Origin of the sequence: Actinoplanes sp. NPDC026670, assembly GCF_040638175.1 — a bacterium.
Classification (GTDB): domain Bacteria; phylum Actinomycetota; class Actinomycetes; order Mycobacteriales; family Micromonosporaceae; genus Actinoplanes.
In genome coordinates, this window is the sequence record NZ_JBEZXU010000024.1 from 123,529 (window position 1) to 146,238 (window position 22,710).

A 22,710-nucleotide genomic window follows, 5' to 3' on the forward strand; every position below is an offset into this window, starting at 1 on the left:
GAGGGGTCAGAGGGTCAGGGTCCAGCTGTTGATGTAACCGGTGTCGATCGAGGCGGCGTCCTGGACCCGGAGGTTCCAGGTGCCGTTCGGCGCGGTCTCGGACGACAGGTTGACCGTGTAGGTGGTGTCGATGTTGTCGGTGCTGCCACCGGTGCGGCTGCGCAGGGTGTAGACGCTGCCGTCCGGGGCGACCAGGGACACGACCAGGTCACCGATGTACGTGTGGACGATGTGGATCTCGACGGTGCTGCTCGCCGAGGCGGTGCGGGTGCAGCCGCTGATGGTGATCGGCGAGTTGACCGTGGTGTTGTCCGGGATCGTCACGTCGGTGGCGTTGGTGCCGGAGCAGCTGCCGCTGGCGCCGTTGACGGTCAGCGAGAACGTGGCCGTCTTGGTGGCCGCGGTGCCGGTGCCGGTGATGGTGATGGCGTAGGTGCCGGGGGCGGCCGCGGTGGTGGTGGCCAGGGTCAGCGTGGAGCTGGCGCCGGCGGTGACCGACGACGGGCTGAAGCTGGCGGTGACGCCGGACGGCAGGCCGGAGGCGGTCAGGGCGACCGTCTGGGCGCTGCCGCTGGTGACGGCGGTGGCGATGGTGGCTGTGGCCGACGAGCCCGGGTTGACCGAGGCGCTGGCCGGGCTGGTGGTCAGCGAGAAGTCGTTGCCGGTGGAGCAGGTGGCGTCGCTGCCGGCCACGTTGACCGCGGTCCAGGCGGCCTGGACGGTCTTGTACTCGGTGGAGCACGAGCCGTACAGGTCGGTGGCGGCCCGCAGGGTGTAGGCGCGGGCGGTGTTGGCCAGGTTCGAGGCCAGGTAGTAGCGGGTGTTGGAGGTGAAGTACGAGTCCAGCGCCCGGTACCAGATGGCGGCGGCCTTGTCGCGGCCGATGCCGGTGACGGCGGGGGCCGAGCCGCAGACCGGGGAGGTGCCGTACGCGGTGGCGCCGGTGCCTTCGGCCAGGTTGAAGAAGAAGTGGTTGCCGGGGCCGGACGAGTAGTGCACGTCGATGCTGTTGGTGCTGGTCGACCAGCAGCCGTGCGACGAGCCGTCCAGGGTCGGGTTGTACATGTAGCGCAGCGGCGTGTTGTTGCCGTTGATGTTGATCTTCTCGCCGACCTGGTAGTCACCCGGGTCCGCGGTGGTGTTGGCGTAGAACTCGACCATGTTGCCGAAGATGTCGCTGGTGGCCTCGTTGAGACCGCCGGACTCGCCGGAGTAGGTGAGGCCGCCGGAGACGACCGACTCGGTCACGCCGTGCGACATCTCGTGGCCGGCCACGTCGAGGGAGACGAGCGGGCGGGAGTTGCCGGAGCCGTCGCCGTAGGTCATCTGGGCGCCGTCCCAGAACGCGTTGACGTACGAGCTGCCGTAGTGCACCCGGGACGGGACGCCCGCGCCGGTGCCGAAGATGCCGTTGCGGCCGTGCACCAGCTTGAAGTAGTCGAACGTCTTGGCCGCGCCGAAGTGGGCGTCGACGCCGGCCGACTGGCGGTTCGAGGTGGCGCCGGTGCCCCAGGTGTTGTCGGCGTCGGTGAAGGTGGTGCAGGTGCTGGTGCCGTTGTTCATGTCGCAGGTGCGGCCGTTGCCGTGCGACGGGTCGATCATGCTGTAGGTGGAGCCGGACAGCGTGGTGTCGACGCTGACCGTGCCGGAGTAGACGCTGTTGCCGGTGCCGGCGACCGTCTCGATCTCGTCGAACTCGCCGATGTAGGCGCCGGTCTGCGCGTCGCTGATGACGTGCAGGCGGGACGGGGTCTGCTTGTCCGGGGCCCAGCCGCTGACGACGGTCTCCCAGGCGAGGCGGCCGGTGCCGGTGCTCGCGTCGACGAACAGCTCCGGAGTGCCGGTCGCGGTGCGGGTGCCCTCGAAGTTGGCTTCGGCGGTCTTGGTGGCCTTGGCCGCGCTGACCTTCGGGGTGACGCTGAGCGCCAGCGGGGACAGCAGGCCGACCGAGGCGCCGTCGTAGGCGCCGCCCGGCTTGCTGTGCACGACGAAGTCGCCGCCGTAGACACGCAGGCCGTGGTAGAGGCGGTCGTAGCGGACGTGCGAGGCGCCGTTGGCGTCCACGCTGCTGCGGTACACCTTGTAGCTCTCGCCGTCGGCGGCCTCGATGTCCGCGGGACGGGTGGCGATGTGGGTCTCCGCGCGGGCGACCGCCTGCGCCTCGGAGGGCGGCGCGACGGGGGACGGCGGTGCGGCTGAGGTACTCGTGGCGGTGGCCACGAGCGCGCTGCCGACCAGCAGGGTGGCGCTGGTCAGCGCAAAGGCTCTCTTCACTCGGTTCCTCCCCGAACCTGATATTCACACATGACAATGTGTGGCCATCAGTATGTAGAGGAGGGAACGACGGACGTATATATCTCTACGGTCATACCGTGGACATTGACCTGCTGGGTAAGCGCTTCCCCGACCGGTTTCGCGGCATCAGCGACTTGAGCCGTTCCACCATCACCCCCTCGGACGGGGACAGTCCTGCGGATTGCGGTCGGGACTGGTCAGGACGGTGAACTGGCGGGTGCGGCGCAACTCGAAGCCGATCGACAGATAGAGGCGGATCGCGTTGACGTTCGAGGCGGCGGCGTGCATGAACGGGATCTCGCCCCGCTCCCGGATGTTGTGCGCCACCGCGCGAACCAGCGCCGACCCCAGCCCGAGGCCACGGAAGTCAGGATCGGTGCAGACCGCGCTGATCTCGGTGTAGCCCGGCGGGTGCAGGCGCTCACCGGCCATCGCGACGAGCCTCCCGGCCCGCCGGACCCCCAGGTAGGTGCCGAGGCGATAGGTCTCCGGTTCGAAAGGACCGGGTTTGGTACGGGCGACGAGCTCCAGCATCTCCGGGACGTCGGCGGCGCCGAGGACCACCTGTCCGGCGAAGGGTTCGGAGCGCAGCGCAGCGGTCGAGAGCAACTGGACGCCCTCGCCGCGCACGTCGACGGCCCAGCCGTCCGGCGGGGTGCCGATGTCGGCGGAGAGGAACGCCTGCCCGCGCCGCCCGACGAGGGTGTGCAGGTCGGCCCAGGCCTGCTCGTCCTGGACCGGCGGGATCGCCATGATCGGCGAGATCTCCGGGCGGTAGCGCCGCGCCCGGCCGCCGCCCTGCGCGAAGCAGGCGTGCGGGCCGGTCAGGGAGGCCCAGGCGGCCTGGTCGAGGATGTGCACTCCGGTTTCGATCACGACAGCTCCCAAAGTCCACAAAAACTATAGGAGCAATATGCTATAGGCAGGGCGCCGGAGCAAGACGGCCCGGCCACCCCTGAGGGCGGCCGGGCCGGTGGTCCTGCCGGGAGACTCAGCGGAAGGTGTCGTTCAGCGTGACCTGACCGCTGGCCGGGACCGTGGCGGTGCGATTGCTGCCGGACTCCCAGGTGACGCTGCCGTCGGTGTTCTTCCGGATGTACTTGTACTCGAACGCCGTGCCCGCGGGCAGCGACACCGTGCCCTTCCAGACCGGGTAGGTGGCCGCGGACAGGGCGACCGCGCTGGCCGGGGCCCAGTTGCCGAGCGCCGCCTGGTTGCCGACGACGAAGATGTTCTGGCCGAGCGTGGTGGTGGCGGTGACGTTGAAGCCGGCGCCGGACGCGGCGGTGCTGGTGGGCGTGGGCGACACCGAGGTCGACGGCGTCACGCCGCTCGCGCCGACGTAGAGGGCGATCGCGTCACCGGCGGGCACGGTCGCGGTGAACTGGCCGGCGGAGTTGACGGCGTACGTCGTACCGCTGCATCCGCCGTTTGCCATGGGGTCGCCGTGCTGGACGTCGCAGTAGGTGCCGGCCGGCAGGGAGGTCTGGAAGGTTCGCGTCAGCGAACTGCCCTCGTGGTTGATCGCGACGTAGCCCTTGCTGCCCCGGCTGAAGCCGATCTGGTCGGCGCCGTTGGACCACCAGTTCGTGACCGCCGTGCCGCGGGTGGCGTTGCGGAACCCGACCATGTTGCCGATCTGCCGCCACGCGTGCTGGCACTTCCACCCGTCGGCGTAGCAGGCGTTGACCGTGCCGTTGTTCGGCGGGCCGGCGTCGTGGTTGCTGAACTCGTAGCCGGAGTTGACGTCCGGGGCGCCGTACGGCCAGGCCAGCGTGAAGACCTGGGCCAGGGTGTAAGCCGACCCGTTCTTGTAGCTGAGGGTGTCCCCGCCGCGCTCGGTGTCGTGGTTGTCGACGAAGACGGCCGCCTGGTTGCTCGGCAGGTAACCCCACGCGGTGCCGAAGTTCGACAGGTAGGCGAGGTTCTCGCTGAGGAAGACGCGCTTGAGGTCGCGGGCGAACCGGAACTCCTGCACGTCGCCGGTGCCGGTGTACTCGGTGGGCTGGACCGCCTCGCCGGCGCCGTAGATGGCCTCCTGCTTCCAGTACGCGCCGGTGTTGGACAGCTTCGCCTTGATGCCGGCCAGGTCGGCGGCGGCCATGTGCTTGGCCGCGTCGATCCGGAAGCCGTCGACACCGAGCGACGCCAGGTCGTTCATGTAGCCGGCGATCTTGCCGCGCACGTAGTCGCTGCCGGTGTTCAGGTCGGACAGGTTGACCAGTTCGCAGTCCTGCACGTTGCTGCGGTTGGTGTAGTCGCTGATCGCCGAGCGGCAGGAGTGGAAGTCGGCGTCGGAGTAGACACCCGGGTAGTTGTACTTCGAGTAGTTCGTGCCGCCGGTGCCGGTGCCGGAGCCCGCGGACATGTGGTTGATCACCGTGTCGGCGACGACCTTGACCCCGGCCGCGTGGCAGGTGTTCACCATGTTGACGAACGCCGCACGGTCACCGAGACGGCCGGCGATCTGGTACGAGACCGGCTGGTAGGAGGTCCACCACTGGCTGCCCTGGATGTGCTCCTGGGGCGGGGACACCTGGACGTAGCCGTAGCCGAGCGGGCCGAGCGTGTTCGTGCACTCGCGTGCGATCGACGCGAAGCTCCACTCGAACATGACGGCGGTGACGTCCTTCTCGCCGGGCGGCGACGCGAAGGCGTCCGGTCCGGTGAGGACCTGGGCGACACCGAAGCCGCCGACGCCGAGGGCGAGGGTGGTGGCGGCCAGGATGCGGGTCAGGCGTCGCCGCCTGCGGGGACTGTCCACATCTACCTCCGGCTAGGGGGAACGGGCTGCAAGACCTTGCAGTAACAGCCTTGAAACTTTCTGAAAATCTTTGCGGCAAAGATAGATACCAGCGAGTGTGCACGTCAAGACATCTGCTGGAAACAGAAAACGCCGCCCCGAAGGACGGCGTTCTGTTAACAAGACTAGCTGAGGCCGTTCTCCGACAGGAACGCCTTCGCCACCACGGTGATGTCCTTCTTGTCCACCTGCACCTGGGCCAGGTAGCTGGTCAGGTTCTCGGTGGTCAGCTTGCCCGAGACGGCGTCCAGGGCGCCCGTCACGGTCGCGTTGTTCGCCTCGGTGCGGATCAGCGGGAGGACGTTCTGCGACGTGAACAGGTTCTTCGGGTCGGCCAGGGTGACGAACTTGTTGGTCACGATCGACGAGTCGGTGGAGAACAGGTTCGCCACCTGGATGTCGCCGTCCTTGAGCGCGGTGACGGTCAGCGGGCCGCCCGGGTCCAGCGGCTTGTACTCCTTGAACTCGACGCCGTACACCTCCTTGAGGCCCTTGAGGCCCTGCTGGCGCTCGGTGAATTCGGGGCCGCCACCGGCGATCAGGGTGGGGGCGACCGCCTTGAGGTCCTCGATGGTCTTCAGGTTGTTCTTGCTCGCGGTGTCCGCGCTGACGGTCAGCGTGTCCTTGTCCTCGGCGGCCGACTGGGCCAGCACCTCGGTGCCGGCCGGCAGCACCTTCTTCAGCTCGGCGAGAACCGTGTCGGAGCTGCTCACCCCGGCCGGGATGCCGTTCGGGGAGAGGGCGGCCAGCAGTGCGCCGTTGTACTCCGGGAGCAGCGAGATGGAACCGTCCTGGAGCGCCTTGAGGTAGACCTCACGGGCGCCGATGTTGAACTTGCGGGTGACCTTGACGCCCTTGGCCTCCAGGGCCTGCGAGTAGATCTCGGCGAGCAGCTGGCTCTCCGGGAAGTTCGCCGAGCCGACGGTGACCGAGCCCCCGGCCGCGCCGGAGGCGGCCGGTTCGTCGGCGAGCGGATCACTGTCGGCACCGCAGGCGGCGAGGGAGACGGACATGGCGACGGCGGCGGCCACGCTTATCAGAGAACGGCGTTTCATGAGAGACCTTTCAATCCGGGTGAGACGATCAGGCGCTGGATCAGCGCCAGAAAGAGATCCACGAGTACGGCCAGTGCGGCGACGACGATGGCGCCGGCCAGAACCCGGGAGTAGTCGTTGACGGCCAGCCCGTCGATCAGGAGCCGGCCCAGCCCGCCCAGTCCGACCGCGGCCGCCACCGTGGCGGTCGCGACCACCTGCAGGGCGGCGTTGCGGAAACCGCTGAGCATGATCGGCAGGGCCATCGGCAGCTCGACCCGGGTCAGCACCTGCCACGGGCGCATGCCCATCCCCCGGGCGGCGTCGACGACCCGCTGGTCGAGGTTGCGCATCCCGGCGTACGCGGAGGTGAGGATCGGCGGGATGACCAGCACGGTCAGCGCGATCAGCACCGGCAGCAGGCCCAGCCCGAGCAGGGTCACCATCAGCATCAGCAGGCCCAGGGTGGGCAGGGAGCGCCCGGCGTTGCCCGCGTTGATGGCGATGAACGAGCCCTTGCCGGTGTGGCCGATGTAGAGCCCGACCGGCAGCGCGATGATCGCGCCGAGCAGCAGGGCCATCGCGGTGTAGCCCAGGTGCGACAGGATCAGGTTCGGGATGCTGCCGGTCGCGGCGAGATCCCAGTGGGCCGGGTCGGTGAGGTAGGAGAAGTTCATGCGGCACGCGTCCACGGGGTGACGGCCCGCTGCACGAGCACGATGATCAGGTCGGCGAGGCCGGCGAGCAGCACCGACAGGATGATGCCGACCAGGATCGGCTCCAGGTAGAACAGCTGGAAGCCACGGGTGAACAACTGGCCCAGCCCGCCGATGCCGATCAGCGAGCCGACGCTGACCAGGCTGATGTTGGAGACCGTGGCGACCCGCAGACCGGCCAGGATGACCGGCAGCGCGATCGGCAGCTCGACGTCGATCAGCCGCCGGGTCCGGCGATAGCCCATCGCGGTGGCCGCCTGCACCACCACCGGGTCGACCGCCCGCAGGCCGTCGGCGACGGTACGGGCCAGCAGCGCGACGGTGTAGACGGTCAACGCCACCACGACGTTGACCGGGTCCAGCACCTTGGTGCCGAGGATGACCGGCAGGAACACGAAGAGCGCCAGCGACGGGACCGAGTAGAGCACCCCGAACGTGTTGATCAGCGGGTGGTAGAGCCACGTGAACCGGACCGCGAGGTAACCCAGCGGCAGCGAGATCACGAATCCGAACAGGATCGGCAGCAGCGCCAGATACAGGTGCTCCTGCAACGCCTGCCAGACGATCTCGTAGTTGTTCGTCAGGTACTGGATCATGAGCGGCGGCTCGCCAGGTAGTCGGCCAGGTCGTGGTGGCTGACCACACCGTCGGCGGCGCCGTCCGGCCCGACCCGCACCGCGACCCCGCCCGGCGAGCTGATCACCAGGTCGGCGACCACCCGCAGGGTGTCGTCCTTGGTGAAGACGCCGGGCCGGCCGAGCGGGCGGCCGGAGTCGTCCAGCTCGATGCCCTCGACCGGCCGGACCGGCAGCTCGGCCGCGCTGTCGAAGGACAGGCTGCGCAGGCCCCGGTCACGGCCCACGAAGGACGCCACGAACTCGTCGGCCGGCTCGGCCAGCAACTCCCGTGGCGTCGCGAACTGGGCCAGCTGCCCACCGGTACGGAACACCGCCACATGGTCGCCGAGCTTGATCGCCTCGTCGATGTCGTGGGTCACCATCGCGATGGTCTTGCCCAGATCCTGCTGGAGACGCAGGAACTCGGCGTGCAGCTGCGCGCGGACCACCGGGTCGACCGCGCTGAACGGCTCGTCCATCAGCATGATCGGCGGGTCGGCGGCGAGCGCCCGGGCCACCCCGACCCGCTGCTGCTGGCCACCACTGAGCTGGGCCGGGTAGCGCTTGGCGAACTCGGCGGACAGTCCGACCCGTTCCAGCAGGCCGAGCGCGAGTTCGCGGGCCTCCCGGCGGGTCTTGCCGAGCAGCACCGGGACGGTCGCCACGTTGTCCAGCACGGTCCGGTGCGGGAACAGGCCGGCGTGCTGGATGACGTAGCCGATGCCCCGGCGCAGTTCCGCCTCGTCCCGCTCGGCGACGTCCCGGCCGTCGACCAGAATCCGGCCCGAGGTCGGCGTGACCATCCGGTTGATCATTCGCAGGGATGTGGTCTTGCCGCAACCGGAGGGCCCGACCAGTACGGTGATCTTGCCGGTGGGCAGCTCAAGGCTGAGGTGGTCCACCGCCGTGGCGCCGCCGGGGTATACCTTGACGACGTCCTCGAATGTGATCATGGCACTCCCAGTTGATCTTCTGAATCATACTATTCATACTCGCTAAGTAGTGAATAAGATGTCAACGTTCGGTCACGGTTCTGGAGACTTCGTGCAGGTCCGGCTAGATGGTCACGCACTGACGATCCCAGAACTGGAGGCGATCGCATCCCGAGCGGCCGGGATCATCATCGATCCGGCCGCGCTCACGCTCGTCGACGAGCGGCACACCGGGCTGCGCGAGGCACGCGGCCGGGGCGCCGTCTACGGGGCCAACACCGGCGTCGGCGCGAACCGGCACGAGCAGGCCGGCGACCCCGACGGTCACGCGCTGCGCCTGCTGCTGAGCCACTGCGCCGGCGTCGGGCCCGAGGAGGACGACCGTACCGCCCGTGCGGTGATGGCGGTACGCCTCAACCAGCTGCTGGCCGGCGGCTCCGGCGTCTCCCGCCGGGTCACCGAGGCGCTCGCGGTCGCCCTGCGCGACGGCGCCGTGCCCACCCTGCACCGCTGGGGCGGCATCGGCACCTCCGACCTGTCGTCGCTCGCCGAGCTCACCCTCACCCTGGCCGGCGCCCGCCCGTGGCGCAGCGGCACGGCGCCGGCCGTCGAGCTGGAGGCCACCGACGCGCTGCCGATGATCAGTTCCAGCGCCCTCACCGTCGCCACCGCCGCCCTCGCCGTCTCGGAAGTCCACCGTCATCTACGGGCGTCAACGATCATCGCCGCGCTTTCCTTCCTGGCACTGCGCGGCAATCCCGAGGCGTACGACCCGGCCGTGCACGCCGCCCGCGCGCACCCGCACCAGATCACCGTCGCCGGCACCCTGCACGCGCTGGTCAGCGGCGCCTCACCGGCACTACGGATCCAGGACCCGTTCGGCCTGCGGGTGGTGCCGCAGGTCACCGCGCCGGCCCTGCACGCCGCCGAGACCCTGACCGCCGCGGTCACCGCCGAACTCAACGCCGCCGTGGAGAACCCGCTGGTCACCGCGGACGGCGTGCACCATCACGGCCAGTTCCACACCGCCGCCCTGGCCGCCGGGCTGGACGCGGTACGCGGCGCGTTCCTGCCGGTCATGTCGCTGTCCGCGGCCCGGCTCAGCCTGCTGATGCGCCCCGACATGACCGGCCTGCGGGCCTTCCTGGCCGACGGCCCGCCGGGCAGCTCCGGGCTGATGATCACCGAGTACGTGGTGCAGGACCTGCTCGCCGAGATGCGCGGCACCGTGCAGCCGACCGTCTCCGGCACCCTGTCCATCTCGCTGGGCCTGGAGGAGCACGCCAGTTTCGCCACCCAGGGCGCCCGCTCGCTGCGCGTCATGACCCGGCTCGCCCCGACGCTGCTCGCCGCCGAGCTGGTCGCCGCCGTCCGCGCGCTGCGCCTGGCCCCGGAACGCCTCACCACCGGCACCCTCGCCGAGGCCTACGGACTCGCCGCCGAGGCGCTCTCCCCGGACCTCACCGACCGGCCACTCGACACCGACCTCACCCGGGCCGCCGCGCTGCTGCCCACCCTGGCCACCCTGCTCTGACTCGTCGCTGTTCGCCCGGCGCCGAGCGAACAGCGATGGGTCAGAGGCACAGGCGCTTCGGCCCGGCGCCGGGAAAGTAGCGGTCCCAGTCCACCACGAGCGGCCGGTCCGCACACAGCTCACGGATCACCCGGTCCAGGTCGCTGTCGAGCCGCCACAGGTCGCCGGCAGCCAGCACCGCGATCCGGCCGTCCTCGATGCGCGGGAAGGCGAGGTCCAGCCCCTGCGCGTCGAGCGAGATCAGCAACTCCCCGGAGGCGACGCTCACCAGCACCACCCGGTCGAAGTCGGTCAGCGCCAGGGTCTGCCCGGTCGGGTCGAAGGTCACCATCGAGGGAAACCCCAGGCCGTCGACGCGGGCCAGAGTCCGGGCCGCGCCCGGATCCGCGGCGTCGATGATCACCACCTCGCCGCTCTCCAGGATCGCCACGACCGTGCCGTCCGGCCCGGCATAGGGCGACATCCGGTACGGCGAGCTGAACCACGTGCTCACCACGGCGCCGTCGAGCGTCCACAGCTCCAGGACGAACCGGCCGCCGACCCGCCGGCACACCACGACACCTGATCCGTCGGGCATCAGCGCGGTGCTCTGCACATCGGGCGCGGGCAGCCGGCGCACCGCCCGGTCACCGACCCGCCAGAGGATCACCGCCTGGCCCGCGACAACCCCGGCCGTCAGTGAGCCGGTCCGGTCCATGCTCTCCACCAGCGGCAGATCGGCCGGGGTGGGAATCCGGCGCGGACGGTCCAGATCGGAGAGATCCCACAGCACCGAGCCCGGCCCACCGCCGTAGAGGGCCACCCGCTCGTCGGCGCTCTGGCCGTAGAGGAACATCTCCCCGGTGGGCAGCTCACCGGCCGGCTCCCACGAGCCGTTGCTCGGCCGCCACAGCAGCTCGCTCGCCGGCCGGCCACCGTACGCCGGCTGCCTGGTGATCGCGGCCCGGCCCGGGGTCGTCGCGTAGCCCAGCCCGAGCGTGGTCGCGGCCGAGGCGGCATGGGCCAGCACCAGCATGTCGCGGGACTCGGCGGTCGGCGCGACCCGATACGCGGCCAGCGCCAGCGCCTCGGCCTCGTGCGGTTTCGTCTCCAGCAGGCCCCGGGCGGCGTCCACGGCCCGCAGCGACAGCGCCTCGTTGCGCTGGGCCGTCGCCGCGCGCTGGGCGGTGAACGCGGCGATCGCGGTGCCCGCCAGCAGCACCGCGAGCACCGCCAGCCCGGCCACCAGCCGGCGCAGCCGCCGCGCCGACCGCCGCCCGGCCGCCATCGTCGCCTGCTCGGCGGCCAGCCCGGCGTCGACGAACTCGCGTTCCGGCGCGGTGAGCCGCTCCCGCAACCGGGCCGCCTCCTCCAGGCGGGCGCCGCGATAGAGGCTGTCCGGGTCGCGGCCGTGCGCCTCCCACAGCGCGGTGGCCTCCGCGATCCGGTGCTGAGTGCGCAGGTCGTCGCGGTCCCGGTCGATCCAGCCGGCCAGCCGCGGCCAGGCGTGCAGCAGCGCCTCGTGGGCCAGCTCCACGCCGTCCCGATCGAGGCTGATCAGCCGGGCCGCGGCGAGCCGTTCCAGCAGCGCGTCCGGGGTGCCGAGACCGGCCCGCGGCACCCGGCGTTTGGTGTCCTCGGTGCCGTCGCCGGGCACCACCAGGCGCAGGAACAGGTGGCGCGCCGCGCCCTGGTCGTCCTCGCCGAGGTCGCCGTAGGTCTCCTCCGCGGTCCGGGCGAGGGCGTGCCGGATGCCGCCGACATCCTCGTAACCGGTGAGGGTCAGCGCGAGCCCGCGACGCCGCCGCCACGCCTCGGCGAGGGTGTGCGAGACCAGCGGCAACGCGGCCGGCTGCCCGGCCACGTCGGAGATCAGCCGGGCCACCAGCGCCGTCTCCAGCGACGCCCCGGCCCGGGTGGCCGGCTCGGTCACCGCCCACCGGAACTCCTCGGTCGACATCGGGCCGACCAGCAGCTGAGCCCGGTGCAACGCGGCCACCAGCTCGGGGTGCGCGCCGCAGTGGCCGTAGAAGTCGGCCCGCACCCCGATCACCACCCGGCTGCGCGGCCCGGCGGCCTGGGTCAGCGCCCGGATCAGCCAGTCCCGGCCGGTGTCGTCGCACAGGGTGAAGCACTCCTCGAACTGGTCGACCACCACCAGCAGGTCGTCGGCCGCCTTGGCCAGCCAGCCGCGCAGCGCCTGCGGGCCGGCCGCCAGATCCTCGCGGACCCGGCCGGCCGGCTCGTCGGCCAGCGTGGCCAGCGCGACCGCGAACTCGTCGACCGGATCAGCGCCCGGCGTGACGACCAGGGTGGTCCGCGGCGAGCGGGCAGCCAGCCCGGCCCGCAGCAGCGACGACTTGCCCGCGCCGGAAGCGCCGAACACCCCCGCGAACGGCCGGTCCTCGACCAGGGCCAGCAGGGTCGCGGTGAGCGCCTCCCGGCCGAAGAACCGGTCGGCGTCCTCGACCTGGTAGGCGGCCAGCCCGACATACGGCGGGGCGGACTCGCCGGGACCGCCGGGCTGGGCCGCGGCCAGCTCTCGCCACCGTGCGGTCCACTCGTCGGCGTCGCCGTCGCAGGCGCGCACGAACGCCAGGGTCACGGCGAGACTCGGCAGCCGCCGGCCGGACACCGCCTCGGACAGCGCCGCGGCCGAGTAGTTGGTCCGCTTCCCGAGCTCGCGGTAGGTCGGCTCGCCGGAGTCACGGCGCAGCCGCCGCAGGTCACCGGCGAACCGCAGCAGCGGCGAGTCCTCGGACTCCAGCGGACGCTCCCGACGAGGCATCCCTGCTGTATATACGACGGCCTCCACCTGGTCGACCGCCGGATGGGAGCGATCCCACGAATCGACGTTGTTCAGCGCTCGTTGTTCAGTGCTCGCGCCCGACCATGAACAATCCCCGGCTCCTTAACGTCCACCGCATTCGTCTACAGAGGAGTCAACGATGCGCTCGAACCTCTCCCGCCGCGCCTTCCTCGGCCTCGGCGCGACCGTCGCCGGCGGGACCCTGCTGTCCGCGTGCGGCGGCGGCTCCGCCTCCGGGTCGGGCAAGCTGAAGTTCTGGGACATGCCGTGGGGGCAGGCCGACTACACGGCCGCGGCGAAACGGCTCACCGAGGCGTACGCGCCGGCCGGCGAACTGCCCGCGGCCACCTACCAGGAGATCCAGTGGGCGAACTTCGCGCAGACGTTCTCCTCGGCGATCGCCTCCAAGACCGGGCCGGCGGTCAGCACCGGCGGCGGGTTCCAGGCCTTCCAGTTCGCCGAGCAGGGCGCGATCGCGTACGCCGACAACGTGATCGAGCAGTTCCGTAAGGACGGCACGTTCGACGACTTCCTGCCCGGCCAGATCGACTCGATGAAGACCGCGAAGGGCTACGCGGCCGTGCCGTGGCAGCTCGACTTCCGGGTGTGGTGGTACCGCAAGTCCCTGCTCGACGACGCCGGCGTCAAGGAGCCGGCCACCTGGGACGAACTCCTGAACGCCAGCCGCACGCTCGCCGGCAAGGGCATCTTCGGCTTCGGCACCGGCGCGGGCGCCGGCAACAACCTCGGCAGTCAGGGCCTGCTGCTGATGATGCTGAACAACGGCGGCGGCCTGTTCGACCCGGACGGCAAGGTCGACGTCGTCACCCCGCCCAACATCGAGGCGATGCAGTTCGTCCAGGAGCTCGTCAAGGCCAAGGCGGTCGACCCGGCGTCGATCAGCTACACCACCGACAACCTGATCACCCAATGGAAGAACAAGAAGGTCGCGATGGGCATCCACACCGCCGGCCTCGACACCGACACCGGCGAGACCGACGGCGACCTCCGCGTGCTGAGCCCGCTCACCGGCCCCAGCGGCGCCAAGGCGGGCCTGGTCTTTCAAAACAACATCATGATGTACGCGAACACGCCGTCCACCAGCGGCTCGGAGGCCTTCCTGGCGTACTACATCCGCAGCATGAAGGCCCTGTGGCAGCAGAACGTGGTGGCCGGACTGCCGGTGCTCAAGTCGATCGTCGCGCTCCCGGAGTTCCAGAAGCAGACCCAGAAGGCGAAGATCATCGCCGAGTGGGCGCCGGTCGCCAAGACCTTCGCCACCCGGTCCACCGCGCTGTTCGGCGGGCTCGCGGCGGTCGACTCCAGCCAGCCGCTCACCCAGTTCGCGCAGACCGTGCTGGCCGGCAGCGACCCGAAGGCGGCACTGGACACCCTCCAGGGCGCGCTGCAGGCGATCGTGAAGTGACCCGCTCCCGGCGGACCCTGCTCCTGCTGGCCGCGCCGTCGCTGGCGCTGCTGGTCCTGATCAACGCCTATCCCCTGGTCTACGCCGCGGTCCAGTCGGTACGCGACGGCACCCTGATCGACCCGGGCGAGTTCGTCGGCCTGGACAACTACCTGTCGACGCTGACCAGCCCGGCGTTCTGGCGGTCGGTCCGGTTCACGCTGATCTTCACCGCGGTCGGCGTGTTCGGCAGCTGGGCCGGCGGGCTCGGTCTGGCCCTGCTGCTGCGCACCCGTATCCCGGGCCGGACCGTCTTCAAGACCCTGCTCCTGCTGCCCTGGGTGGTCCCGGTCGTGGTGTCGTCCACCGCGTGGAACTGGCTGGTCGCCACCCCGCAGAGCCTGCTGCCCAGCCTGGCCCAGGCGCTCGGCCTCGGCACACCGCTGTTCCTGGCCGATCCCACCCTGGCCAAGGTCACCGTCTGCGCCTTCAAGGTGTGGATCAGCGTCCCGTTCATGATGATGATGATCAGCGCGGCGCTCACCGGTGTGGACAAAGCCGTCTACGAGGCTGCCGGAGTCGACGGGGCGACCCGATGGCAGCAGTTCGTGCACATCACGCTGCCGATGATCGCCCGGTCCACGTACATCTCCTGGATCCTCATGACGATCTTCTGCGTCAACGACTTCCCGACCATCTACCTGCTCACCGGCGGCGGCCCGGTCGACGCGACCACCTCACTGGTGGTGCTCTCCTACCGCACCGTTTTCCAGAACTTCCAGGTCGGCCCGGGTGTGGCGATCGCCTTCCTGATGACCCTGAGCCTGGTCGTCGTGTCCGTGGCCCTGTACCGCCAGATCCGAAAGGCGCACGTATGACGACCGACAGCACCCGCGGGCAGTGGTGGCGGTTCGCGGCGATCCTCGTCATCACCGGCGTCGTGCTGGTGCCGGTCGCGGCGGTGCTGGTGCTCTCGCTGCGGCCCGGGGTGGCCTCGGGCAGCAGCGACGCGTTCGGGCCGGCCAACTTCACGCACATCTTCACCGACGTTCCGACGCTGACCTGGCTGGCCAACAGTCTCGGCGTCACGCTGGCCACCGTCCTCGTCTCGGTGACCGTCGCCGCGCCGGCCGGATACGTGCTGTCGCGTGGCCGCAGCCGGGCGGTGTCGGCGTACTCGCTGCTGCTCTTCGTCGTCCAGTCGCTTCCGGTGATCACCGCGGTGATCCCACTTTTCCTGCTCTTCGCCGAGGCCGGGCTGGTCGACAACCTGGTCGGCCTGGGCATCGTGTACGTCGGGGCGTCCATGTCGGTGGCGATCTGGATGATGGCCGCCTACATCGACACCATCCCGGTCTCGCTGGAGGAGGCCGCCTGGATCGACGGGGCCTCGGTGTTCTCCGGGTTCACCCGGATCGTGCTGCGCAACTCGCTGCCGGGCATCCTGTCCACGGCGATCTTCACGTTCCTGGTGTCCTGGAACGACTACCTGGTCGCGATCGTCTTCCTCCGCTCACAGGAACGGTTCACGCTGCCGATCGGCGTCCAGTCGTTCTTCCAGCAGAACGGCACCGACTGGGGCTCGGTGATGGCGCTCGCGGTGGTGATGATGCTGCCGCCGGTGATCGTCTTCACCACCCTGAACAGGTACTTCAGCGTCGGCGGGATCGGCGGGTCACTCGCCGGCACGTGAGCCGGACCGGAACCGGGCGGCCACCGCCAGCAGCGCCACCACGGCGAACGCGGCGGCCGTCCATCCGATGCCGACCCCGTCCAGCCAGGTGGTCACCCGCCCCTGGAGCTCCCCCATCGCCCCGATCACCGGGTCGGTGGGGGAACCACCCGCTGCCAGGCGCAGCTCGTACCAGCCGTAGTAGGTCACATACAGGCCGGCCACCAGCAGGAACGCGCCGGACAGCCGGGAGATCCACGGCAGGACCGCCCGGGTGCGGCGGACCGTCGCCTCCCGGGCGAACGCGACAAGCATGGCGAGCAGACCCACCACCAGACCCATCCCGAGGCCGTACGCGACGAACGCGAGCACACCCGACCGGATGCCGGAGCCGCCGGACACCAGACCCGTCACGGCCAGGAACGGGGCGATCGTGCAGGACAGCGAGGCCACCGCGTAGGAGGCGCCGTAGCCGTACAGTGCCAGGATCGAACCCGTCGGTGACCCAGCGGCCAGCCGCGGAAGCCGGACCTGCAACTCCCGGCCGGACAGCAACCACGCGCCCAGCAGGACCAAGGCGCATCCGGTGACCACCGCGGCCCACGGCAGGTGCCGCTGGATCGGCGCCGTCGTCACCGCCAGCACCACCCCGATCAGGCCGAACACGGTCACGAACCCGGCGGTCATCGCCACCGACAGGCGCAGCGCCCGCAGCACCCCACCCGGACCGGCGACCAGCAGCGCCAGAAACGACGGCAGCAACGCGAACCCGCACGGGTTGAACGCCGCCAGCAGCCCGGCCGCCAGGGCGAAGGTGATCGTCTCCATGTCCACGACCGTGTTTACGGCTACCGGCCGCCGGCGGATTACCGGACGAGCCCGGCCTCGGCCGTTCGACCAGGAATATTCGGTACGGGTCCGGGCCCCGGCGGGCGGGTGCACGATGGTCCCCAAGTGTTTCCGGCAACAGGAAAACGGGGGATCTCAAATGCTCAGGCTCACCACCACCACACTCATGGCCGCGGGAGCGATTCTGGTCGCCGGGCCGGCGCCGGCATCTGCGGAAAGCCGGTTCGGCTGCGATTATCCGCGGGTCTGTTTCTACCTGACCAGCGCGGACTGGCTCGCTCGTAAACCGACAGCCGCGTTCCGGGACATCACTCAGAATTTCCAGAAGCTCGGGCCGAAGGCACGGCACGCATATGCCGCCTACAATTCCCGGATCGACGATTCGGCCTGGCTGGAAATGTCGGACGACTCGGCCACCTGTCTGGGCCCGGCCGACGTCTGGTTCTTCGACCAGCTCACCCCGCCACAAACGGTGATAGGCGTCCAGATAACCGACGAGGACGAGTGTTTCGACTGACCCCCGCGTGGTGACCTGTGGCCCGATCCGCGCCACACATCACCACGCGGGTTGCGGGACGGGTCAGGCGGGCATCCGGAACAGGCGGCGCCACCACGGAAGCGGCGCCGGCGGCGGGGTGGGCGCCGGTGGGGCCGGGAGCGGGCGGGTCGCGTGCCAGAGGGCCACCACCGGCTCCGGGTCCACCTTGCGGACGAACAGGCCGGGCTGGGCGGGCAGCCGCCAGGACTCCTGGATCCGGCGGTTCAGGTCGGCCACCGCGGCGCGGACCTTCTCCTCGGTGGGCAGGTCACGAACCGTCTCGTCGATGTCCTCGGCCTCCTTGCGCAGCAGCAGCGGCAGGGGCAGCGCGGCGTCGGCGGAGACCTCCTCGCGCTCCATGTAGTCGCGGAACCACCAGTCCTCGTCCTCGCCGCCCGGAGGCAGGGCCTTGCCCGCGCCGGGGAGATTGTCGAATTCGCCACGCTCGGTGGCCTCGGCGATCTGCTGGTCGATCCACGACTCGAAGTTCGCGCCGATCGGTTTGTGTTCGGTCATCGCCGGCCCCCGATTCCATCGAGACGTCCCACCAGCCTAACCGCCGATCCGCCCCACCCGGGAGACCGCCGGCCGTCGCTCAGCCGCCTTTCGGCGGCCGCATTCCCGCGCCCAGCGACGGCCGGCGGGCTCAGCCGTCGCCCACCACGGTCATGCGCACGCCAAAACCGCGGCCAGCGACGGCCGGCGGGCTCAGCCGTCGCCCACCACGGTTACCCGTACGCCAAAACCGCGGCCAGCGACGGCCGGCGGGCTCAGCCGTCGCCTACCACGGTTATCCGTACGGCAATACCGCGGTCAGCGACGGCTGGCGGGCTTGGGGCGCAATTGCCCGGCGGGGCGCTGGCGGGCCGGAGTGGGCAGCCCCGTCGCGGGGTGGGGGCGGGGCGGGGTGGGCTGCGGTTGTGGGAGGTGTGGCGCGTACCGGATGAGGGTTATTGAAGTAAGCGGGACGGGTTCGCGGTGAAGTAGGCCGCGTGGAAGGCCATCGGGTCGAGGGGGTCGGCGTAGGGGCGGTCGGAGCCGTGCACGACGGCGGCTGGGCCGACGACGCGGGCCAGGGCGGCGATCGCGTCGGAGTGGTAGGAGGACGTCTCGTAGAAGACGTTCGGGTCCGGGGTGAAGAGCGGCCCGCCACGGGCGGCCAGGCGTTCGTGGTGCAGCGGGGCCAGCCCGGCCAGGGCGACGAACGCGATGCGCAGGGCGGGGTGGCGCTTGCGGCCGGCGATGTGCCAGGCCATCCAGGACCGATGCATCTGTGCGACGTACGGCACCAGCGCCGGCCACCAGCCGGGCAGCTCACCGGGCTCGGCGGGGGCCGGGCCGGGGTGCACGAGCAGTGGTTTCCCGGAGCGTTCGAGGACGTCGAGCAGCGGCGCGACCCGGCCGAGCGCGTCGGGGCTGTCGAGTGCGGTGGCGGGCAGTTGCAGGCCGGCGACGCGGTCCTCGCGCAACACCCGGGCCAGCGACGACTCGTCGGGGGCGGCGACCGACGCGGCGGCCCAGAGGTGGAACGGATCGGGCAGCGCGAGGGCGCTCTCGTGCCAGATGTCGATCAGTCCGGCGGCGTCCGGGGCGTGTTCGATGCCGAGCGGGCTGGACAGCGAGACCAGCACCCGGTCCATCTGCTCGGCGGCGCGCCGGCGTTCCACATCGTGGGCGGCCGGGTCGACCTGATAGGGGTTCTCGCCGGCCAGATACAGCGTCCAGTCCCGCATGTACGGCATGGCCTGGCGCTCCCGCAACGCTGTGACCAGCGCCGGGGGCCAGAGGTGCTGATGGCAGTCGACCCGCATGCCGCCGAGCCTACCGACCGAGGTGAACGTTAACAGTCACCGCTTATCTGGCACGATTCCGGCCATGACGAGTATCGACAGGGTGACATTCGGCGAGCTGGCCGACGGCACGGGCATCGAGAAATGGACGCTGACCAATTCTGGCGGCGTGTCCGTGTCGATCCTCACCTGGGGCGCGACGATCCAGACCGTGCTGGTTCCGGACCGGGACGGGAACCTCGGCAACGTGACGCTCGGGTTCGCCGACCTGGCCGGGTACACCGATCCCGCCTATCTGGCCGGCAACCCGTTCTTCGGCGCGACGATCGGGCGGTATGCGAACCGGATCGCGAACGGCGGCTTCACGCTGGACGGGGAGAGTTACAAGCTGGCGCAGAACGAGGGGCAGACCACCCTGCACGGCGGCTCGCACGGCTTCGACCAGCGCGTCTGGGCGGCGGCCGAGGTGGCGAACGGTGTGCGGATGAGCTACACCTCGGCCGACGGCGAGCAGGGCTTCCCGGGGACGGTGCAGGTCAGTGTCACGTTCACGCTCGACGAGCGGAACGCGCTGCGGCTCGACTACGAGGCCGGCACCGACCGGGCGACGGTGGTCGCGCTGACCAACCACGCGTACTGGAACCTGTCCGGCGAGGGCGCCGGCACCGCCGAGAACCATCTGCTGCGCATCGACGCGGAGCACTACACACCTGTCGACGCGACGCTGATCCCGACCGGGGAGATCGCGCCGGTGGCCGGCACGCCGTTCGACTTCCGGGAGTTCCACCCGATCGGCGAGCGGATCCGTGGCGAGCACCCGCAGCTCGGGCTGGGCCGCGGCTACGACCACAACTACGTGCTGAACGAGGGCGTGGGCCTGCGGACGGCGGCCGTCGTGCGTGACCCGGCGAGCGGCCGGGAGATGACCATCGAGACGACCGAGCCGGGGCTCCAGTTCTACTCGGGCAACTTCCTGGACGGCAAGCTGCGTGGCGGCGCCGGGCTCACCTACCGGCAGGGTGACGCGTTCGCGCTGGAGACACAGCACTTCCCGGACAGCCCGAACCAGCCGGAGTTCCCGTCGACGGTGCTGCGGCCGGGCGAGACCTACCGATCGACCACGACGCACGTCTTCGCAATCTTCGGCTGACCCCCAACCACCTTGTCCATTCTCACCGGTCGATGATATGAACGCGTGGGAGCGCTCCCACTCCCATCCGTTCCCCATCCCCCGGAGTGAGCACATGGCTAGATTCCGACTCATCGTCCTCGCGCTGGCGGTGGCGGCCCTGGGCCTGATCGGCAGCCCAGCGGCCGCCGCCGTCACGCCCGTCGTCGCCACCGGCTACGCGCACACCTGCACCATCCCCGCCGACGGTTCCCTGTGGTGCTGGGGCGGCAACTACACCGGCGCCCTCGGCGACGGCACCACCACCCACCGGACCACCCCGGGCCGGGTCGGCGCCGCCACCGACTGGGTCTCGATCGACGCCGGGTTCCTGCACAACTGCGCGGTCCGCGCCGGCGGCACCCTGTGGTGCTGGGGCAACAACTTCCGCGGCCAGCTCGGCGACGGCACCACCACCACCCGCACCGCGCCAGTCCAGGTCGGCACGGCGACCAACTGGGCCACCGTCAGCGCCGGCGACAGCCACACCTGCGGGGTACGCACCGACGGCAGCCTGTGGTGCTGGGGCTTCAACCGGCTGGGGCAGCTCGGCGCCGGCGCCTACACCGAGACCGCGCCGGTACGCGTCGGCACCGCCACCAACTGGGCGAAGGTGACGACCGGGTTCGCACACACCTGCGCGATCCGCACCGACGGGACACTGTGGTGCTGGGGCGACAGCACCACCGGACAGCTCGGCCTGGGCATCCTCAACTACCGGGCCGCGCCCGAGCAGGTCGGCACGCTGACCACCTGGAACAGCATCACCGCGGGGTACGCGTTCACCTGCGGCACCCGTACCGACGGGACACTGTGGTGCTGGGGTGAGAACGGGTACGGGCAGCTCGGCCAGACCGGCAGCTTCCAGACCACACCCGTCCGGGTCGGCGACGCCGGCACCTGGACCCGGGTCACCGGCAACGACAACTCGGCGTGCGGGTCGCGTACCGACGGCAGCCTGTGGTGCTGGGGCAACAACATGGAGGCGCAGCTCGCCGACGGGACCACCACCAACCGCTACGCCCCGACCCGGGTCGGCACCGCCACCGACTGGACCGGTGACTTCGCGATCGGCTACCACGGCTGCGGACTGCGTACCGGCGGCGCCCTGTGGTGCTGGGGCAACAACGCCAACGGACAGCTCGGCGACGGGACCACCACCCGCCGCCCGGCGCCGCAGACGGTGACCCTGCCCATCTGACCCTCCGGCTATTAGCATCCGTCTATGACCTACCGGATCGGCGGGAACCTGGCCGGCTCTACCCGGCCGGCCGGGTTCACCGTCGTGACACTCGCCTATGTGCTGGCCGGGCTCGCCGCGTGGGCCGTCGTCGCCGCCCTGGACTCGCACGGGCTCCTGCTCACTCTCTACGCCGATCTGGCCGCGACATTCGTGGTGTTCGCGGCGAGCATGCTGGTCGCCAACGCGAGCCTCTACGACCCGTACTGGAGCGTCGCTCCCGCGGTGATCGTGATCGCCTGGGTGTCCAGCACCCCACCACTGACCGGGCGGCAGGTCGCGGTGCTCGCCCTGGTCCTGATCTGGTCGATCCGGCTGACCACCAACTGGGCGCTGTCCTGGCGCGGGCTCAGCCACGAGGACTGGCGCTACGTGCAACTGCGCGACCAGCGCCGGCCCGGAGTCCCGTGGTGGCTGATCAATCTCGTCGGCATCCAGCTGATGCCGACGCTCGTCGTCTTCGCCGGCCTGCTCGCCGTCTGGCCCGCCACCACCGTGACCGGCCGCCCGTGGAACGTCCTCGACATCGCCGCGGTCGTCGTCACCGCCGGGGCGATCCTCCTCGAGACGACCGCCGACCGGCAGCTGCACCGATTCGCCGGCGACCCGGCCAACCGCGGCGCGATCATCGACCGCGGCCTGTGGCGGCACTCCCGGCACCCCAACTACCTCGGCGAGATCACCTTCTGGTGGGGGATGTGGCTGTTCGGCCTGGCCGCCGCCCCGGACTGGTGGTGGACGATCATCGGGCCGGTCACCATGGTGCTGCTGTTCACGTTCGTCAGCGTGCCGATGATGGACCGGCGGTCCCTGATCCGCCGCCCCGCCTACGCCGAACACATGCGGCGAGTGCCAGCCCTCCTCCCCCGGCCGTCCGGTTTCCGTTCGGGCGGCTGAGCCCCGGCCGCCTGGCATGCCCTCGCCTGATCTTGCACGGAAGTCCACCCTCGCGCGGATCTTGCAACGCTTTCCACGCCTCCGGAGTCTTCTGCGCAGCCACCTCACCTTGAGAAGGACAGCCCACAGGCGGATGACGTCTCCGCCGCAAACAACGCCTCCGCCACCAACAACGCCTCCGGCGGTAACGCCTACGTCGGTAACGCTCCGCCGCCCGCGGATCTTGCACGACTTTTCACCCTCGCGCCGATCTTGCAGCCCTTTCCATGCCCAGACGGGAAGAAAGCTGCAAGGTCTCCCCCGCGCAGTAGACCTTGCACGACAAACCACCCCCAGAGAGTCTTCTGCGTGGTGGTGTGGTGGGGTGGTTGTCGATTCCTCGTGTGGGTGGTTTGAGGTGTCGCGGTCGGGTGACGGGGTGGGCGTTGGGTG

General features: G+C 70.4%; 19 protein-coding genes. 8 read left to right on the forward strand and 11 right to left on the reverse strand.

The window, feature by feature from the left end; translation table 11 throughout:
- Positions 1-6: 6 nt before the first annotated feature.
- The 7 genes from AB0E94_RS23965 to AB0E94_RS23995 all read right to left on the reverse strand — a co-directional run bounded on the left by AB0E94_RS23965 (position 7) and on the right by AB0E94_RS23995 (position 8,418).
- Positions 7-2,274, reverse strand: a complete 2,268-nt coding sequence (locus AB0E94_RS23965) for a M4 family metallopeptidase (protein WP_360329569.1) — start codon at positions 2,272-2,274, stop codon at positions 7-9.
- Positions 2,275-2,445: 171 nt separating this feature from the next.
- Positions 2,446-3,171 carry a GNAT family N-acetyltransferase gene (locus AB0E94_RS23970; RefSeq protein WP_360329570.1) on the reverse strand — a complete coding sequence of 242 codons (726 nt, stop codon included), beginning with the start codon at positions 3,169-3,171 and terminating at the stop codon, positions 2,446-2,448.
- A gap of 115 nt (positions 3,172-3,286) precedes the next feature.
- Positions 3,287-5,059 (reverse strand): carbohydrate-binding module family 20 domain-containing protein, encoded by a 1,773-nt coding sequence (locus tag AB0E94_RS23975; protein WP_360329571.1) that lies wholly within the window; start codon positions 5,057-5,059, stop codon positions 3,287-3,289.
- Between the two features lie 164 nt (positions 5,060-5,223).
- Positions 5,224-6,153, reverse strand: a complete 930-nt coding sequence (locus AB0E94_RS23980) for an ABC transporter substrate-binding protein (protein WP_360329572.1) — start codon at positions 6,151-6,153, stop codon at positions 5,224-5,226.
- Positions 6,150-6,809 carry an ABC transporter permease subunit gene (locus AB0E94_RS23985; RefSeq protein ID WP_360329573.1) on the reverse strand — a complete coding sequence of 220 codons (660 nt, stop codon included), beginning with the start codon at positions 6,807-6,809 and terminating at the stop codon, positions 6,150-6,152. The genes AB0E94_RS23980 and AB0E94_RS23985 overlap by 4 nt, the downstream gene beginning before the upstream one ends.
- A complete protein-coding gene (locus AB0E94_RS23990) occupies positions 6,806-7,444 on the reverse strand; it encodes an ABC transporter permease (RefSeq protein WP_360329575.1) in 639 nt (212 codons plus the stop codon). The genes AB0E94_RS23985 and AB0E94_RS23990 overlap by 4 nt, the downstream gene beginning before the upstream one ends.
- The gene (locus AB0E94_RS23995; protein ID WP_360329577.1) at positions 7,441-8,418 is read right to left on the reverse strand and encodes an ABC transporter ATP-binding protein; all 978 of its coding nucleotides are present in this window, start codon (positions 8,416-8,418) and stop codon (positions 7,441-7,443) included. Before AB0E94_RS23995 ends, AB0E94_RS23990 begins: the two co-directional genes overlap by 4 nt.
- A 91-nt stretch (positions 8,419-8,509) precedes the next feature.
- Here AB0E94_RS23995 and AB0E94_RS24000 point away from each other — a divergent pair, with 91 nt between their 5' ends.
- Positions 8,510-9,931, forward strand: a complete 1,422-nt coding sequence (locus AB0E94_RS24000; RefSeq protein WP_360329579.1) for an aromatic amino acid lyase — start codon at positions 8,510-8,512, stop codon at positions 9,929-9,931.
- Positions 9,932-9,971: 40 nt separating this feature from the next.
- Here AB0E94_RS24000 and AB0E94_RS24005 read toward each other — a convergent pair whose 3' ends face one another.
- On the reverse strand, positions 9,972-12,698 hold the full coding sequence (locus AB0E94_RS24005; RefSeq protein WP_360329580.1) for a hypothetical protein: 2,727 nt from the start codon (positions 12,696-12,698) through the stop codon (positions 9,972-9,974).
- Between the two features lie 160 nt (positions 12,699-12,858).
- On the opposite strand from AB0E94_RS24005, the gene AB0E94_RS24010 reads away from it, so the two are divergent.
- From AB0E94_RS24010 to AB0E94_RS24020, 3 genes are read left to right on the forward strand one after another with little or no spacing between them, the layout of a single operon-like run.
- Positions 12,859-14,145 (forward strand): extracellular solute-binding protein, encoded by a 1,287-nt coding sequence (locus AB0E94_RS24010; RefSeq protein WP_360329581.1) that lies wholly within the window; start codon positions 12,859-12,861, stop codon positions 14,143-14,145.
- Positions 14,142-15,002 carry a sugar ABC transporter permease gene (locus AB0E94_RS24015; protein ID WP_360329583.1) on the forward strand — a complete coding sequence of 287 codons (861 nt, stop codon included), beginning with the start codon at positions 14,142-14,144 and terminating at the stop codon, positions 15,000-15,002. The genes AB0E94_RS24010 and AB0E94_RS24015 overlap by 4 nt, the downstream gene beginning before the upstream one ends.
- The gene (locus AB0E94_RS24020) at positions 14,999-15,817 is read left to right on the forward strand and encodes a carbohydrate ABC transporter permease (RefSeq protein WP_360329585.1); all 819 of its coding nucleotides are present in this window, start codon (positions 14,999-15,001) and stop codon (positions 15,815-15,817) included. The genes AB0E94_RS24015 and AB0E94_RS24020 overlap by 4 nt, the downstream gene beginning before the upstream one ends.
- Here the strand turns inward: AB0E94_RS24020 and AB0E94_RS24025 are convergent.
- Positions 15,800-16,624 (reverse strand): cytochrome c biogenesis CcdA family protein, encoded by an 825-nt coding sequence (locus tag AB0E94_RS24025; protein ID WP_360329586.1) that lies wholly within the window; start codon positions 16,622-16,624, stop codon positions 15,800-15,802. The two genes, AB0E94_RS24020 and AB0E94_RS24025, sit on opposite strands and share 18 nt — an antisense overlap.
- Here AB0E94_RS24025 and AB0E94_RS24030 point away from each other — a divergent pair.
- The gene (locus tag AB0E94_RS24030) at positions 16,623-17,162 is read left to right on the forward strand and encodes a hypothetical protein (protein WP_360329588.1); all 540 of its coding nucleotides are present in this window, start codon (positions 16,623-16,625) and stop codon (positions 17,160-17,162) included. The genes AB0E94_RS24025 and AB0E94_RS24030 overlap by 2 nt on opposite strands.
- 63 nt (positions 17,163-17,225) lie before the next feature.
- Here AB0E94_RS24030 and AB0E94_RS24035 read toward each other — a convergent pair whose 3' ends face one another.
- Both AB0E94_RS24035 and AB0E94_RS24040 read right to left on the reverse strand, forming a co-directional pair.
- A complete protein-coding gene (locus AB0E94_RS24035) occupies positions 17,226-17,699 on the reverse strand; it encodes a DUF1992 domain-containing protein (RefSeq protein WP_360329589.1) in 474 nt (157 codons plus the stop codon).
- 434 nt (positions 17,700-18,133) lie between these two features.
- Positions 18,134-18,994: an amidohydrolase gene (locus AB0E94_RS24040; RefSeq protein ID WP_360329591.1), complete on the reverse strand. Its 861-nt coding sequence runs from the start codon at positions 18,992-18,994 to the stop codon at positions 18,134-18,136.
- Positions 18,995-19,058: 64 nt separating this feature from the next.
- Between AB0E94_RS24040 and AB0E94_RS24045 the strand changes: the two genes are divergently transcribed.
- The 3 genes from AB0E94_RS24045 to AB0E94_RS24055 all read left to right on the forward strand — a co-directional run bounded on the left by AB0E94_RS24045 (position 19,059) and on the right by AB0E94_RS24055 (position 22,278).
- Positions 19,059-20,123, forward strand: coding sequence for an aldose epimerase family protein (locus AB0E94_RS24045; RefSeq protein WP_360329593.1), 1,065 nt, complete (start codon positions 19,059-19,061; stop codon positions 20,121-20,123).
- 94 nt (positions 20,124-20,217) lie between these two features.
- Positions 20,218-21,342 carry a hypothetical protein gene (locus tag AB0E94_RS24050; protein ID WP_360329595.1) on the forward strand — a complete coding sequence of 375 codons (1,125 nt, stop codon included), beginning with the start codon at positions 20,218-20,220 and terminating at the stop codon, positions 21,340-21,342.
- Between the two features lie 24 nt (positions 21,343-21,366).
- A complete protein-coding gene (locus tag AB0E94_RS24055) occupies positions 21,367-22,278 on the forward strand; it encodes a DUF1295 domain-containing protein (RefSeq protein ID WP_360329597.1) in 912 nt (303 codons plus the stop codon).
- Positions 22,279-22,710: the final 432 nt, after the last annotated feature.

Bases quoted from the DNA above. Each gene is read 5' to 3' on its own strand.
- AB0E94_RS23980 (WP_360329572.1), bottom strand. From the start codon at position 6,153: ATGAAACGCCGTTCTCTGATAAGCGTGGCCGCCGCCGTCGCCATGTCC.
- AB0E94_RS23985 (WP_360329573.1), bottom strand. From the start codon at position 6,809: ATGAACTTCTCCTACCTCACCGACCCGGCCCACTGGGATCTCGCCGCG.
- AB0E94_RS23990 (WP_360329575.1), bottom strand. From the start codon at position 7,444: ATGATCCAGTACCTGACGAACAACTACGAGATCGTCTGGCAGGCGTTG.
- AB0E94_RS23995 (WP_360329577.1), bottom strand. From the start codon at position 8,418: ATGATCACATTCGAGGACGTCGTCAAGGTATACCCCGGCGGCGCCACG.
- AB0E94_RS24005 (WP_360329580.1), bottom strand. From the start codon at position 12,698: ATGCCTCGTCGGGAGCGTCCGCTGGAGTCCGAGGACTCGCCGCTGCTG.
- AB0E94_RS24010 (WP_360329581.1), top strand. From the start codon at position 12,859: ATGCGCTCGAACCTCTCCCGCCGCGCCTTCCTCGGCCTCGGCGCGACC.
- AB0E94_RS24020 (WP_360329585.1), top strand. From the start codon at position 14,999: ATGACGACCGACAGCACCCGCGGGCAGTGGTGGCGGTTCGCGGCGATC.
- AB0E94_RS24030 (WP_360329588.1), top strand. From the start codon at position 16,623: ATGTCCACGACCGTGTTTACGGCTACCGGCCGCCGGCGGATTACCGGA.
- AB0E94_RS24025 (WP_360329586.1), bottom strand. From the start codon at position 16,624: ATGGAGACGATCACCTTCGCCCTGGCGGCCGGGCTGCTGGCGGCGTTC.
- AB0E94_RS24035 (WP_360329589.1), bottom strand. From the start codon at position 17,699: ATGACCGAACACAAACCGATCGGCGCGAACTTCGAGTCGTGGATCGAC.
- AB0E94_RS24040 (WP_360329591.1), bottom strand. From the start codon at position 18,994: ATGCGGGTCGACTGCCATCAGCACCTCTGGCCCCCGGCGCTGGTCACA.
- AB0E94_RS24045 (WP_360329593.1), top strand. From the start codon at position 19,059: ATGACGAGTATCGACAGGGTGACATTCGGCGAGCTGGCCGACGGCACG.
- AB0E94_RS24050 (WP_360329595.1), top strand. From the start codon at position 20,218: ATGGCTAGATTCCGACTCATCGTCCTCGCGCTGGCGGTGGCGGCCCTG.
- AB0E94_RS24055 (WP_360329597.1), top strand. From the start codon at position 21,367: ATGACCTACCGGATCGGCGGGAACCTGGCCGGCTCTACCCGGCCGGCC.